Origin of the sequence: Streptomyces sp. CA-249302 (genome assembly GCF_050936785.1) — a bacterium.
In the GTDB taxonomy this organism is placed as follows: domain Bacteria; phylum Actinomycetota; class Actinomycetes; order Streptomycetales; family Streptomycetaceae; genus Streptomyces.
Genome location: NZ_JBNJMG010000001.1, coordinates 2283603 through 2297499, shown reverse-complemented (window position 1 = coordinate 2297499; position 13897 = coordinate 2283603). Strand labels below are relative to the sequence as shown.

Below are 13897 nucleotides of genomic sequence, written 5' to 3'. Positions count from 1 at the left end.
GCGCTGCGGCACGGCGCCGTGGGCAGATATGCACGGCCACCGGCTCGGGTTCGGTATGTCGAACGAGGTTCGGTAAGGCGGTCAGAATGTAGGAGTGAGGCAGTGGCGGGTCAATGGTTCTGTCGTTTTCCGTTGGATTCTGTGTGACTGACGCGTGACGCAGGGCATGCGTCTGCGCCGGGTCGCATCCCGGGGTGGATGCGACCCGGCGCGGTGACCGGAACGGGCTGTATGACGGGAGGCCGACTCCGGTCACGTCATGGGAGTCACCGGTGGTGAGGTGACGTCAGGTAGTGCTGCCGGAGGAGTTCCTTGCCGTAGTCGTTGCCGTTGGGCGTGCGGATGATGGAGTGGACGTGCTTCTGCGTCGCGCCGCTGCCCTGGGTGGCGCCGTAGGCACCGGCGAGGGGGCCCGGGGCCTGGCAGTCGACCTCGACCCAGACGACGGGGCTGTGGACGCGGACGTAGAAGGCGTCGGAGTCGCCGGTGCCGCCGGCCCAGGTGACGTAGGTGTCGGAGAGGTGCTGGGCGACCTCCGACATCCGCACCTTCGCGGCGTCCGCCTTGGCGCGGCCCACGAACGCCTCGACGATGCCGAGGAGCTTCTTGCGCTGGGCGGCGGTCAGCTTGCTGCCCTTCAGGCCCGTGTACTCCTGGACGGTGTTGTCGGAGAAGGCACCCGCCTTCATCGACTCGTTCGACTTGGTGGTCGACTCGATGGCGACCGCCTGCTGCGCCTCGGTGAGGGAGTTGATGAAGGCCAGTGACGCGACGACCTCCTCGTGGCAGACGGTGACCGTCTCGCCGTCGATCTCCATCGAGGTCGGCTCCGAGCCCCAGAAGCAGGGGCTCATGACGACCTGGCTGCCCAGGACGAAGTAGTTGACGACGAGGTGGTGGCCGTCGAACTGGAAGCCCCAGGGCTCGGTGGCCGACGGGGTGCCCATCACGGTCCAGTAGTAGGCGTCCTCGTTGAAGGAGTTCGTGTTGCCGATCGCCTCGCCGGCCGCCTGGTTGATCTTGCGGATCTTCTCCGTCGTCTCCAGGCCGTCCGCGCTGAGCGCGGCGTTCAACAGGGCGGTGCCGAGCGCCTTCTGGTCGTCGCTCAGGTCGGCGAGCGAGACGCCCTGGCGCTCGTAGGAGTCGATGTTGCTCCACAGCCGCCACTCGGTGGAGTGGACGGTGAACTGCGTGGACGTCTTCTGGGTGTCGGTGAGCCCGGCGAGGAACGCCGTCGCCGCCGTGATCACGGGCGCGGTGGCGACCTTGGTGGAGTGGATCGTGAACAGGTCGTCGATCTTCTTGCCGTCGGTGGTCAGGCCGAAGAAGTCCTCGGTGATCGTCTGGTTGCCGGGGCCCCCGGCACCGCCGCCCGGCCCGCCGCTGGGGGCATCGCTGGGGGCGGCGGAGGCGTCGGTGGTGGTGTCGTCGGCCATCGCTGCCCAGGCGCCGGCGCCACCCATGGTCGCGACGGCGGTGGCACCGCTGGCGAAGAAGACCTTCCGCATGAAGTTGCGGCGGCTCGCGTGAGCGCGGTGGCCGGCCTCGGACTGCGGCTCCTCGGCGGTCGGCTCTCCGGTGTCGAGCTCGGTCATCGTCGCTTCGGTCCCTTCGCCGTGGGCGCGTCCCCGCTGGACGGCCACCGGCGGTCACTGTGGAGGACCGAACTGAGGCTGACCTGAAGTGATGGGCGACATATCCGGCGAAGTGCCTGCGCGGATGGCTGAAGAGTGGCCCTGACCTGGGTTTCTGTGCGGCCGATTAGAGTTCTTCGGCGGGCGGGGAACCCTCCCGGGGAGCGGCGTCGGCACGTGGGAGCGTCACCGTGAACTCCGTACGTCCAGGCTCGCTCTCGACGTGGACGTGGCCGCCGTGTGCCGACGTGACGGCCGCCGCGATGGCCAGACCAAGACCCGAACCGCCCTTCGCGCCGGGTGCGCGGGAGCGGGAGGCGTCGCCCCGGGAGAAGCGTTCGAAAACCGAGGGGAGCAGGTCCGGCGGGATGCCGGGGCCGTTGTCCCGGACGCGGATGACGCACTCCTCCTCGGTCGTCTCCACGCCAACGGTGATCTCGGTGCCCGCGGGTGTGTGCAGGCGGGCGTTGGCCAGGAGATTGGCCACCACCTGGTGGAGCCGGGACTGGTCGCCGACGACCGGGGCGTGGCCGTCGGGGAGGCGGAGCGTGAGGCGCCAGTCGTGGTCGGCGCCGGCCGCTCGCGCGTCCCACACCGCCTCGGCGACCAGCGTCGCGAGGTTCACCTCGTCCGACCGCAGTGGCCGCCCCTCGTCGAGCCGGGCGAGCAGCAGCAGGTCCTCGACCAGCCCGGTCATGCGCGCCGACTGGGCGGTGACACGCTTCCAGGCGAGTTCGGAGGGGATCTGCTGGTCTCCCTGGTTCATGAGCTCGGCGTATCCGGCGATCGAGGCGAGCGGTGTGCGCAGTTCGTGGCTGGCGTCGGCGAGGAGCCGCCGCATGCGGTCCTCGGTGCGCTGACGCTCGCCGAGCGAGGACTCGACGTGGTCGATGAGACGGTTGAGCACGACGCCGACCTGGCCGGCTTCGGTGCCGGGGTCGGTGTCCGCCGCGGGGACGCGGGTGAGCCCGGCGACCTCGCCGCGGTCCAGCGGCACCTGGGCGACCTCGGCGGCGGTGGCGGCGACCCGGTCGAGGGGACGCAGCTGGCGTCGGATGACCGTCGTCGTGGCGGCGGCCGCGGCCACCAGACCGAACGAGGCGATGGCGGTCTCGACGACGACCAGCCGGTCCAGGACTCGCTGAACACCGGCGGTGGGGAGCCCGGCCAGAACGGGTTCGCCGTCCCCGCCGATGGCGGTCACACGGTAGGTGCCGAGTCCGGGGAGGGTGCGGGTGTGCAGTGATCCGTCGGGGGTGATCCCGTCCAGGGCCGCACGCTGGACCGCGGTGAGAGACTGCTGGTGCCCGCCCTCCGTCACCACCTCGGCGGCCACGATCCGCCCGTCGGCGAACCGGGCCGCGACGGTGCCCGTGGGCTGTCCCCGCTCGTTGAGGAAACCCAGGTCCGTCGGGCCGCCCGGCCGGTGCTCCAGCCCGCCCTGGCTCCGCTCGGCGGCGTCCGTGACGCGTTGGTCCAGATCCTCGTACAGATAGACCTGCTGGACGAGCACTGTGGTGAACGCCATGGCTCCGCAGACGGCGGCCAGGGTCAGCGAGACGAAGAGCACCAGGCGGAACCGCAACGAGCGTTTTCCCAGACTGGTACGGGGCCGTCCGTCCGTACGACGCGGGAGACCTCTCATGCCCCGCCGTCCGCGGCTCTGATCGAGTAGCCGACGCCGCGCACGGTGCGGATCATCGGGGCCCGCCCTTTGTCGATCTTCGAGCGGAGCGCGTAGATGTACACCTCGACCAGGTTTCCTTCGCCGTCGAAGGAGGCGTTCCAGACGTGTTCGAGGATCTGTGCCTTGCTGAGAACCTGGTGCGGGTGGTCCATGAGGAACAGGAGCAGGTCGAACTCCTTGGCGGTGAGAGGGATCGGTGTGCCGTCGCGCTGTACCTCGCGGCTCTGCTCGGCCAGTACGAGGTCGCCCAGCACCCTTACGGACTCGTCGCGCTCGGGAGTCTCGGCGGGCCTCGCGCGCCGGAGCAGTCCGCGCAGCCGGAGCATGACCTCTTCCAGCGAGAACGGCTTGGTCACATAGTCGTCCGCACCCGCGGACAACCCGTCGAGCCGGTGTTCCAGCGCGTCGCGAGCGGTGAGCATCAGCACGGGCAGCCGGGGGTACTCGCCGCGGAGACTGCGTAGTACGTGAACACCGTCCATGCCGGGCAGCATCCCGTCGAGGACGACGATGTCGGGAGCGCAGTCTCGCGCGAGACGCAGCGCGCTGTTCCCATCCCGGGCGGGGAGGGCACGCCAGCCGGCCGCAGTGACGGCCGCGGACAACAACTCCGTCAGCTCGGGCTCGTCATCGACGATCAGCACGCGAACCGGGCCCTCGTGGGTCCCTGAGGTACCAGCCATGGTTCGCCATTGTGGCAGTACGGCGTCGGAAGAACCCGCGCATGGCCCGCGCGGCCCGGTAACACCGTCTCCTGTGCACTTCCTCTGCGGTTGGATGTCCCGTAACGGAACGGGATTTAGGCGGCTGTCGCACGAAACGTCGAAACTGAAATCCAGAAGCGGGAGCCAGAGGTATTTCTACCTGGGATTTATCCTCCTCCGATCTCCTGGCGACGTTTCAAAAAGGTCTTTTTCAGGTGTGTTGACAGTAAATCAAGAGGAAATCAAAGTCCTCTCAGGCGTCCGCCACAGTGCCCGGCGATCGAATGCCGCCCTCGGTGCTCCTGCTCGACGTGCACGTGGCGTCGGTGACCGCCGAACTCGAACTGCCGCTCAACGACCTCTCCCGGGCGAGCGGCATCGGCTTGGACGACGGCTCGACCGCGAAGCGGCTGGCGGCGCGGAAAGCGGCGATCCGCCGCTACCTGACCGCCCCCTGCGCCCCACCACCGTTCAGGGCAAGGCTTGGACCGTCTCCATCGGTGACATCGCACTGAGCCGGGCCGAGCAACGTCCACCGGCCCCTACCGTGAGCTGAGCGTCCAGGAGACGCTCACCGCGCCCACCGGCGGCGGCACCTGTCACTTCGTCCTCGGCTACGACGCCGTGGTCCACCAACTCGTCACCCACACCGTCCTGGTGTCGATCCGTCAGGACTGGGCCACCGGACGTGTCGAGGGAAGGGGACGAGGGGCGGCCACGCAGATGGGTGTCATCCGCACCGACACCCACACCATGAAAGTCACGCCGCTCACCATCGACCTGGAGGTGGGGAGTGTCTGGAGCGGAACCAACGCCATGTTCCTGCTCGGCGCGGTGCACGCGATCCGCCCGCTGTTCCCACGGCATGAGGCCGTGGTAGCCGGCTTCTTCGGTCTCGGACACGGCCTGGTGTTCTCCTTCGTCCTGGCGGAGATGCACCTCCCCACGGTCCAACTCGCCCTCAGCCTGGCCGGCTTCAACCTGGGTATCGAGGCGATGCAACTCCTCCTGGTCCTCCTCGCCATGCCGAGCCTGCTTGTCCTCGCCCGGCTTCCACTGACCGTCGTCGCCTGCGTCTGTGCCGCCCTGGGCTGGCTCCTCGACCGCCTCGGCTTGGCCAACCCGGTGGCCCGAGCAGCGGACAGCGCCGGAACACACGTCCGAGCTGTTCGTCGTCCTGACCGGCGCCGCGGTGCTCTGGACGGCTGTCAGTCACCGCCGGGGGCGGGGGCCGGTCCAAGGCGGCCCGGACCCTCCCGAGGGCAGTGGGCGAATCCCGTCCGTCAGCGCCCGATGGCATCGGGATGCACGCCTCGGGTGTCTCCTGCGTCCTAAGGCGTGGACGGTGCGTAATCTCCGTCCGCCAGGGCTCGCAGGAGCGGTTTGACTCGCGTCGTCATCTCGGTCGGTGTGCCCGGGCAACCGCGCAGCAGCCAGTCGGTGGCCACCCCGAGGAGCGCGCCTGCGACGAACGCCGCGGGGACGTCGTGCGGGTTGCCGGAGGTGTCCGAGGTGTCCGGCGGTGAAGCCTCGTCCATGGCCGGAAGCCGCCCGGAGGAGTGGGCGGCCACGGTGGTGCGCAGGCGTACGTGTTCGATGACGCGGGCGCTTCCTGTTGGTCCGAGCAGGCTGCGGTACAGACCGGCGTGCTCGGCGAAGTGCGCGAAGAACGCCGTCAGCGTGGGGTCGGGATCCTCAGGCGGACCTGACGGCGTGGGGCGGATGGGGGCGAGGGCGACGACGACCCCGATCAGGTCGTCGATCATCGAGGTGCAGGCGGCCTCGGCCAGTTCGTGCACGTCCCGGTAGTGGTCGTAGAACGTGGAGCGGCTCACCTCGGCCCGGTCCACGACGTCGGCAACGCTGATCTGCGAGAGGTCCCGTTCCTCGACGAGGCCGATCAGGGCGTGCTGCAAGGTCGCCCGGGTGCGCCGTACGCGTCGATCGGTCGGCGGAGCGCTGCTGCTGTTGGCCGTGGTCATCTCCCGGAGCCTACCTTCTCCTACGTATGAGGGATTTCCTACATACGCAGGTTTGCAGTCATCTATAGGAAAGGCTACATGTGTTGCCTAAGCTGGGTTCGCAGCCGTCGCCGCTGTCGACAACGGACTCATCCATGCCGTTGGCCGGGCAGGAGGCGGCGCTCAGCGCACGCCCACGCAAAGGAGAGGGACATGAGGGGACTGAAGGGCAAGCGGATCGTCATCGCCGGCGGCGCCGCGGGGATCGGCGCCGCCACGGCGGAGCGGCTCACCGAGGAAGGGGCCTTGGTCGTCATCGGAGACAGGAACCTCGACGCCGCGCACGCCACGGCCGAACTTCTCAACGACTCCGGCGGCAACGCGGTCGCCGTCGAGTTCGACCTCGACGACGAATCCTCGATCGGGGCGCTCGTCGACACGGCCGTCAACGAATTCGGCGGAATCGACGGGCTGTTCAACGTCGGAGCCGATCTCTCCCCGCAGAACCTGGGCCGGGACACGAACGTGCTGGACATGGACCTGGCCGTATGGCGTCGCACATTCGAGGTGAACCTGTTCGGCTACGCCCTCACCTGCCGCGCGGTCCTTCCCCACCTGCTGGCCCAGAACAGTGGCGTCATCGTCAACACCTCGTCGACTTCGGCCTGGAGGGGCGACCCCGAACGCCCGGCCTACGGCGCTTCCAAGGCCGCCGTCAACGCCCTGACCCGGCACATAGCCTCCGCCTGGGGCAAGGAGGGGATCCGCTGTAACACGCTCGCTCCCAGCGTGACCATGACCGAAACGGCGCAACAGCAGATCAGTGACGAAATGAGGGCCTCGATCATGCCGCTGTACCGCAGCCCGCGGCTGGGCAGGCCCACCGATCCGGCCGCCGCCGCTGCCTTCCTGTTGTCCGACGACGCGGAATGGGTCAACGGGCAAGCCTGGTCGGTCGACGGCGGCATCACCATCCGCGACTGAAGTCTCCCGCCGGCCGGGTGACCGGGGGTGCCCGGCCGGCACGAGGGCGGAACCCGTCCGGTACCAGCCTGGAAGCGGCCAAGGTGTGTGCGCCGAGCACCGGCCTCGCACACCCTGGACGACATCGACTCCGCCGACACCACAACGCCCGCCGCCCCTCGTCAGCACGGCCGTGGGGAGGCGCGGCACCCTCGAACCGGGCGCGCGCTCGGGCGGACAATTCCTCAGGCGCAGGTCAAGCAGTTGATCACGCTTACCGGGACGGGCGTCCGAACAGGCACGTCGCCTCGGGCGGCGTCGCCTGTCGCGTTCGGACCGGACCGTTCCTGGAACCGCTGTTATCCGTGCGAAGCGGTCCGGTCCTCTTCTGCCGCAGCACTCCCGAGGGCAATCCGGATCTGGGCGCGACCGGTCCCCTTCCAGGCGGATTCTCCGTCGGCGGGCTTCGGGTTCAGACCGTCTTGATCGTGCCGCCGTCGATGACGTAGTCGGCACCGTTGATGTTTCCGGCCACGTCGGACAGGAGGAACGCGATCAGGGCCGCAACCTCTTCGGGTTCGGCCATGCGGCCGGTCGCGACGTTCTGGGACTTCGCCATCTGCTGGACGAATTCGGCGAGGCTCTGGCCGGACGTGGCCGCCCACTGGGCGACCTGGCCGTCGGGGTCCTCGTAGACCGACGTGCGGACCAGGCCGGGGGAGATGGTGTTCACACGCACGCCTCGGGGACCGAACTCCTCGGCCAGCGACTTGCCCACGGCGGTGAGCGCTGCCTTGGCCGCGGCGACAGCGACGGGGAAGCCGCCGGGCATCCGGGCCAGGATGGAGGAGACGTTGACGATGGCTCCGCGGCGCTCGACGAGGCTTGGCAGGGCGCCGCGGGTGGCACGGATCGTGCTGAGCAGGTTGATGTCGAACGCGCCGGCCCATTCCGCATCGTCGATGTCGAGGAAGTTGACGGTTGCCGAGTCGCCGCCTCCGACGTTGTTGACCAGGAAGTCGATGCCGCCGAGCTCGGTGAGGGCGGTGTCGATGAGGGCGGAGACTCCGTCCGTGGTGCTCAGGTCGGCCGACACCGTATGCGCGCCGGTTTCCTTGAGCTCGGGAGTGATGGTGCGGGCGGCGCCCACGACACGGACGCCCTCGTCTGTCAGGGTCCGGACGGTGGCGAGTCCGATGCCCCGGCCTGCGCCGGTGACGACGGCTGTCTTGGCGGTGAGATTGAGGTTCACGGCACTCCAATTGCTGATGGGTGGTTGGTCGACGCCGGGTGCCGAGCCTCCGGCGGCTTCGCCGGGACTCGGCACCCGCGTCCGGCTCAGGCGTCGACCGGGTGCCAGACCGGCCGGCTGTCGTCGATCTGCACGCGGCCGAAGGGCACGTCCGCGAAGTGGATGCCGAATCCGATCGTGTCGGGCTTGGCGAGTTCGAGGACGAGGTCGTGGCGGAGGCTGGTGGCCTGCTGATGGTCGTGGTCGAAGGTGTTCTCCCAGAGCGGGTGGGTGATCTGGAGGGGGGAGTGGAAGGCGTCGCCGAAGGCGATGACCCGCCGGCCGTCGGCGTCGATGACGTAGGCGGTGTGTCCGGCGCTGTGGCCGGGAGCGAGCCTGACCCGGACGTCCGGGAAGATCTCCTCGCCGTCGGCCACGGTGCGTACCCGCGGTTCCAGGCCCTTGATCATGTCGCCCATGCCCTGTGCTTCGGCGTGGTGGCGGTGGGCCCACTCGGCTTCGGCCACGAGGCAGTCGGCGTGGGCGAAGGGCGGCTGGTCGCTTCCGGGAGCGGGGTGCCAGGCCCAGCCGAAGTGGTCGACGTGCAGGTGGGTGAGGGCGACGGCCTCGATGTCCGCGGGGTTGCGGCCGATGGCGGCGAGGCTGTCGAGCAGGGCGCCGCCGCTGAGGACGCCGAACGGGTTCTCCGGGGGGCCCATCGTCAGCGGGCCGGTGCCGACGTCGATGAGCAGGGCGCGGCCGTCGCGTTCCACGAGCAGGCCGCCGTTGCCGGTGACCAGGTGTCCGCCCTCGTCGAGGTATTCGGCGTGCTGTGCCCAGTCCTCCTCGGTGGGCTCCGTCAGCAGCATCCTGGCGTTCAGTGTGCCGACGCCGTCGGGGACGTAGGTGAGCTTGGTGTCGCCGAGGGTGAGGGAGCGGATGCCCGAAGGGCGCCGGAGCCGCTCGTTCGGGTGCGATGTCGTGTGCGTCATGGGTCCGACCTCCATATGGCTATGACTTGAAAGGTTATGGCTATAACTATCATGGCTTGAAAGAGCTTGCTAGCCTGGGACCATGACGACGACGGATGCGCAGGCGGCGGCGCTGTGGGAGCTGGGCAAGTTGGTGAACCAGCTGGACCTTCAGATCACCGCGCATGTCCGTGAGCGGGTGGCCAGGATCGGTCTCACCCCGGCGCAGGCAGCGGCGCTGCGCGAGCTGACGAGTCCGATGACCCTGAGCGAGCTGGCCGGGCGGATGGTCTGCGAACCGTCGAACGCCACCGTCGTGATCGACAAGCTGGAGAGCCAGCAGCTGATCGAACGGCGCCCCCACCCCTCCGACCGCCGGGCCAAGCAGCTGAGCCTCACCCCCGAAGGCACCCGGCGCCGGGAAAAGCTGCTGGAAATCCTGCGGGAGGGACCTCCGTCGCTGGGCCTGACCGAGCAGGAACAAGGCCTGCTGCAGGACCTGCTGCAGCGAGCCGTTTCCCACCGCTGAAACGCGGGGGCACCTCGGATGACGGGCCGAAGCGGCCCAGGAAAGGTCGGACGGGAACGTCGATGGCGCGGCGTCCTGTTGAAGCCCACCGTGCTGGAGCCTTCGCGCTCACACGGCGGATCAGGCCCCCGGAGATCTCACGGTGTACGGAAGCCGCGGAAGGTCACCTGTGTGCGGCTTTCGAAGCCGAGCCGTTCGTAGAGCGCGATCGCGGCGGTGTTCGTGTCGGCCACGTGCAGGAAGGGGCGTTCGCCCCGGGAGCGGATGCGTGCGGTGAGCGCGCTCACCAAGCGGAGCGCGTGTCCTTGCCCGCGTGCCTCGGGAGCTGTGCAGACGGCGCTGATCTCGGTCCATCCCGGAGGCCGCAGCCGCTCGCCCGCCATCGCCGCCAGCCTCCCCCCTTCGCGGATGCCGAGATAGGTCCCGAGTTCATGTGTACGAGGCCAGAACGGCCCCGGTTGGGCCCGTGCCACGAGGTCCAGCATCTCCGGCACGTCGGCCGCACTCAGCTCGACCACGCTCGGGCCGGTCGCGGCACGCGCCTGGACCGGTCGGTCGCCGCGCCAGATCATCTGCCGGCCCTCCAGGACGAAAACCGGCTCCCAGTCCGGCGGCGGGGTGGCTCGACAGCTGAACATGTCGGCGAACTCGCCGCTACCGAGCAGTCCGGCGAGGTCGGCCCAGTCCGTCGAGTCCGCGGCGGTGGGCACCGCCGAAAACGTCGCGACGTCCGGCCGGTAGGTCACGGCCCGGCCGAGGCGGCGGGCGAGTCCCGCATGACGGTCGCGCAGCGACTCGCCCACCGGGTCGTCGAGTACGGCGGCGTCCCCACTCGTCATCATGGTGCGCTTTTCTCCGACCGCTTCGTAGATCCTGATCTCCGGGTGAGGGTGATTTCCAGATGCACCATGCCCGGGAGGTTAGCTGCGTGACTGTGATTCAGGTAGGGGCTGCAGAGTGATGGAGCCATAACCTCTGTCAATCGCCTATGGCCTCATTGCCGTGCTGGGCGAGAGTCGCGGCGAAGTCCTCCAGGTCGGCGGCGAGTGGGGTGCCGTTGTCCCAGACGGCCTCGTAGGCGATCTCGACGGGAACCCCGGCCCGGAAGAGGGGGCGGCTTCCGCCGTGCTCGGGTGTGGTCTTGGACTGGGGCAGCAACGCGGCGCCCACACCCATGCGCGCCCACTCGTCCAGCACGCGGTAGTTGGAGGCTTCCCCGGGGTAGGTGCGCAGCGCCAGGTCGTAACTGCGGAAGAGCTCGGTGGTGAAGGTCGTCAGTCCGCAGCTGTCCGGTACGAGGATGTAGGCGGCGTCGGCCGCGGCGTCGAGCTCGACCGGGCTCTCGGTCCGCGAGTCGGCGGGGTCGATGACGACGACCGGCTCGCGGGCGATGACTCGGCGCCGGAACGTGAGCATGGCCTGCACAGCGGGCACGAGCACGATGTCCAGCTCACCTGCTCGCAGGTCGTCGCGCAGGTGGGTGAGATCCGCCTCGCGCAGGACCAGGTCGCGCGGCCGGTCCAGCGTGCGGGCGGCGTCGAAGGCGCGGGCGACGAGGTCGGCGCCGATCAGCGGGGAGACGCCCATGCGGATCGTGTCGGCGGGCGGGTGGGCCAGCCGGCGGGCCTCGGCGGCCACCGAGTCGAGGGCGTCGAGCGCTCGGTCGATCATGGGCAGGATCCGGGCGCCGTCCGGGGTCGGCGTGACTCCGCGCGGCGAGCGATCGAACAGCGCCACGCCCAGTTCCCGCTCCAGGCGGGCGATGCCGTTGGACAGGGCCGGCTGGGTCACGCCGTAGGCTCGGGCGGCGGCGCTGAAGGACTTCGTTGTGGAGACGGCCCGCGCGTAGCGCAGCCCCTCGATGTTCATACTGCCCCCTCCTGGCTATAACTTCCCTTTATACCCCCATTCCCGGTGATCCTCTACCGGGATATGCCGGGGCGCCCTACGGTGCAGACGAAGCCGCAGACGCGGTAAAGCGTGGATTTCCACGCTCCCTTTTTCCTTTCATGGAGCGATTCTCGTGGCCCACGATGCCAACCGTGTTCACCGGGCCGCACAGGTGGCGGAGCCCGGGGCCGCTGTACGGGTCGTCCCGGTGGAGGCGCGGCCTCCCGGGGCCGGCGAGGTGCGTGTCGACGTGGCGGCGACCGGCATCTGTGGCGCTGACATCGGCACGGTCCGCAATCCCGCTCCGGCGGCCGGCTTCCCGGTCACTCCGGGCCACGAGGTTGCCGGGGTGATCGCTGAGCTGGGTCCCCAGGTGCGAGGGTGGGGCGTGGGGGAACAGGTGACCGTCGGCTGGTTCGGCGGCGGCTGCGGGCACTGCCCCGCCTGCCGTACCGGGGACGTCGTCCACTGCCCGGAGCGGAGAGTGCCGGGATTGTCGTATCCCGGTGGCTGGGCGAGCACCATCACGGTTCCCGCCACCACCCTCGCCCGGATCCCCGAGGGGCTGTCCGCGGCGGAAGCCGCGCCCTTCGGATGCGCGGGCGTCACCACCTTCAACGCGCTGCGCAACTCCGGTGCCGGGCCCGGTGACTTGGTCGCCGTCCTCGGGATCGGCGGCCTGGGGCATCTGGCGGTGCAGTTCGCCGCGGCAATGGGCTTCGAGCCGGTGGCGATCGGGAGGGGTGAGGAGAAGCGCGAGCTCGCCGAGGAACTGGGCGCGCGGCACTACATCGACAGCGAACAGCGGGAACCCGGAGCAGCGCTGGGGAAGCTGGGCGGAGCACGGCTGATCCTGTCCACGGCCGCCAGCAGCAAACCGCTGGCGGAGCTGGTGGACGGGCTCGCCCCGCACGGGCGGCTCACGGTCGTCGGCTTCGACGGAACTCCCCTCGAACTGCCCCTGGCCAAGCTGGTGATGGGGGCGCGCAGCGTCACCGGTCAGCTGACCGGCAGCCCCGCCGACACCGAACAGGCCATACGCTTCGCCGTCGCCACCGGCGTCCGCCCCCGGGTGCAGACCGTCCCGCTGGAGGAGGCACAGCAGGCGCTCGACACCCAGCAGGACGGCAAGGCCCGCTTCCGGATGGTCCTCACCACAGATGTCTGACCGCCGTCGCAGAGCAGAGAAGCAGCGCAGAGAAAGGGAGCCGTACATGCTCCAGCAGGACGGCCACGACGTGGTCGTGATCGGTGCCGGGATCGCCGGACTGGCCGCGACCGCCGCTCTGACGGATGCCGGACGGGATGTCGTCTGCCTGGAGGCGCGGGACCGCTGCGGCGGGCGTCTGCTCAGCGCCGCAGCCCCGCCAGGGGCGCTCGACCTGGGCGCCACCTGGTTCTGGGACGGCGAGCAGCGGGTCGCGAAGCTCGCCGCCCGGCTCGGCATCGACACCTTCGAGCAGCATCTCGCGGGGGACACGATGCTCCAGGACTCCACCGGGGTCCGCAGACTGGCCGGCAACCTGATCGACGTCCCCGCCCGTCGCTTCGCGCCGGGAGCCGATTCCCTCGCGCGCGCTCTCGCGGTCAAGCTGCCGCCGGAAGTTCTACGGCTCGTTACCCCGGTCACCGCGATCCACCGACGCGCCACCGGCGGACTCGACGTTCGTACGCCGGACATGGTGCTGCATGCCGAGCACGTCGTCCTCGCCGTACCGCCCGCGCTCGCCCTCTCACGCATAGCGTTCGATCCGGAGCTGCCCCCGGACCTGGCCCGCCTCGCCCGGGCAACTCCGGTATGGATGGGGGCCGTTGCCAAGGTCGTCGCCCGCTACTCCACCGCCTTCTGGCGGGACGCGGGGCTCGCCGGGGCGGCGTTCAGCAGAACCGGCCCGCTGCAGGAGCTGCACGACATGTCGGGGCCCGACGGGCGGCCCGCCGCACTGTTCGGCTTCGCCCCGGCCCAGGCCGTCGGCCCCGGCTTCGAGCAGGCGGTGACCGCCCAGCTCACGCAGCTCTTCGGCCCCGCCGCCGCGGAACCCGAGTCGCTCCATGTACAGGACTGGAGCAGCGAGCCGTGGGCCGCGCCGCCCGGCGCGCATCGCCTCGCCGACTACTCCCTGTTCGGGCACCCCCTCTACCAGCGGCCCGCGCTGGACGGCAGATTGCACTGGGCCACGACCGAGACATCCGTCCAGTACGCCGGGCACATCGAGGGGGCCCTCGCCGCCGCCGAGCGAGCGGCGCACGCCGTTCTGTCCACGCCCCCCGCCCGCGCGGCCGCTCCCGCTCCGTGACAACGGCACCCCTGACCGCAGAAGAGGCGA

Annotated in this window: 14 protein-coding genes; 6 read left to right on the top strand and 8 right to left on the bottom strand. The window is 69.8% G+C overall.

Annotated features, from left to right (window positions below; genetic code table 11):
- Positions 1 to 266 precede the first annotated feature (266 nt).
- From ACQEWB_RS10310 to ACQEWB_RS10300, 3 genes are all read right to left on the bottom strand, one after another.
- Complete coding sequence (locus tag ACQEWB_RS10310; protein ID WP_432829339.1) at positions 267 to 1595, bottom strand: DUF3500 domain-containing protein; 1329 nt, start codon at positions 1593 to 1595, stop codon at positions 267 to 269.
- A gap of 166 nt (positions 1596 to 1761) precedes the next feature.
- Positions 1762 to 3279, bottom strand: coding sequence for a sensor histidine kinase (locus tag ACQEWB_RS10305; protein WP_432829337.1), 1518 nt, complete (start codon positions 3277 to 3279; stop codon positions 1762 to 1764).
- Positions 3276 to 4004, bottom strand: coding sequence for a response regulator transcription factor (locus ACQEWB_RS10300; RefSeq protein ID WP_432829335.1), 729 nt, complete (start codon positions 4002 to 4004; stop codon positions 3276 to 3278). Before ACQEWB_RS10300 ends, ACQEWB_RS10305 begins: the two co-directional genes overlap by 4 nt.
- A 305-nt stretch (positions 4005 to 4309) precedes the next feature.
- Between ACQEWB_RS10300 and ACQEWB_RS10295 the strand changes: the two genes are divergently transcribed.
- Entirely contained in the window at positions 4310 to 4540 is a 231-nt protein-coding gene (locus tag ACQEWB_RS10295; protein ID WP_432829333.1) for a hypothetical protein, read from the top strand.
- Between the two features lie 109 nt (positions 4541 to 4649).
- Positions 4650 to 5360 carry a HupE/UreJ family protein gene (locus ACQEWB_RS10290; protein WP_432829331.1) on the top strand — a complete coding sequence of 237 codons (711 nt, stop codon included), beginning with the start codon at positions 4650 to 4652 and terminating at the stop codon, positions 5358 to 5360.
- Here ACQEWB_RS10290 and ACQEWB_RS10285 read toward each other — a convergent pair.
- A complete protein-coding gene (locus ACQEWB_RS10285) occupies positions 5357 to 6007 on the bottom strand; it encodes a TetR/AcrR family transcriptional regulator (protein WP_432829329.1) in 651 nt (216 codons plus the stop codon). The two genes, ACQEWB_RS10290 and ACQEWB_RS10285, sit on opposite strands and share 4 nt — an antisense overlap.
- A 192-nt stretch (positions 6008 to 6199) precedes the next feature.
- Here ACQEWB_RS10285 and ACQEWB_RS10280 point away from each other — a divergent pair, with 192 nt between their 5' ends.
- Positions 6200 to 6970, top strand: coding sequence for an SDR family NAD(P)-dependent oxidoreductase (locus ACQEWB_RS10280; RefSeq protein WP_432829327.1), 771 nt, complete (start codon positions 6200 to 6202; stop codon positions 6968 to 6970).
- Positions 6971 to 7421: 451 nt separating this feature from the next.
- On the opposite strand, the gene ACQEWB_RS10275 is transcribed toward ACQEWB_RS10280, so the two are convergent.
- Together ACQEWB_RS10275 and ACQEWB_RS10270 are read right to left on the bottom strand one after the other, a co-directional pair.
- A complete protein-coding gene (locus ACQEWB_RS10275) occupies positions 7422 to 8201 on the bottom strand; it encodes an oxidoreductase (RefSeq protein WP_432829325.1) in 780 nt (259 codons plus the stop codon).
- A gap of 86 nt (positions 8202 to 8287) precedes the next feature.
- Positions 8288 to 9172 (bottom strand): MBL fold metallo-hydrolase, encoded by an 885-nt coding sequence (locus tag ACQEWB_RS10270; protein ID WP_432829323.1) that lies wholly within the window; start codon positions 9170 to 9172, stop codon positions 8288 to 8290.
- An 82-nt stretch (positions 9173 to 9254) separates the two neighbouring features.
- Between ACQEWB_RS10270 and ACQEWB_RS10265 the strand changes: the two genes are divergently transcribed.
- Entirely contained in the window at positions 9255 to 9680 is a 426-nt protein-coding gene (locus ACQEWB_RS10265) for a MarR family winged helix-turn-helix transcriptional regulator (RefSeq protein WP_432829321.1), read from the top strand.
- A 137-nt stretch (positions 9681 to 9817) separates the two neighbouring features.
- Here ACQEWB_RS10265 and ACQEWB_RS10260 read toward each other — a convergent pair whose 3' ends face one another.
- Entirely contained in the window at positions 9818 to 10519 is a 702-nt protein-coding gene (locus tag ACQEWB_RS10260; protein ID WP_432843730.1) for a GNAT family N-acetyltransferase, read from the bottom strand.
- A 139-nt stretch (positions 10520 to 10658) separates the two neighbouring features.
- The gene (locus ACQEWB_RS10255) at positions 10659 to 11549 is read right to left on the bottom strand and encodes a LysR family transcriptional regulator (protein ID WP_432829319.1); all 891 of its coding nucleotides are present in this window, start codon (positions 11547 to 11549) and stop codon (positions 10659 to 10661) included.
- A gap of 154 nt (positions 11550 to 11703) precedes the next feature.
- On the opposite strand from ACQEWB_RS10255, the gene ACQEWB_RS10250 reads away from it, so the two are divergent.
- Both ACQEWB_RS10250 and ACQEWB_RS10245 read left to right on the top strand, forming a co-directional pair.
- The gene (locus tag ACQEWB_RS10250; RefSeq protein ID WP_432829317.1) at positions 11704 to 12738 is read left to right on the top strand and encodes an alcohol dehydrogenase catalytic domain-containing protein; all 1035 of its coding nucleotides are present in this window, start codon (positions 11704 to 11706) and stop codon (positions 12736 to 12738) included.
- 46 nt (positions 12739 to 12784) lie between these two features.
- The gene (locus ACQEWB_RS10245; protein ID WP_432829315.1) at positions 12785 to 13867 is read left to right on the top strand and encodes a flavin monoamine oxidase family protein; all 1083 of its coding nucleotides are present in this window, start codon (positions 12785 to 12787) and stop codon (positions 13865 to 13867) included.
- Positions 13868 to 13897: the final 30 nt, after the last annotated feature.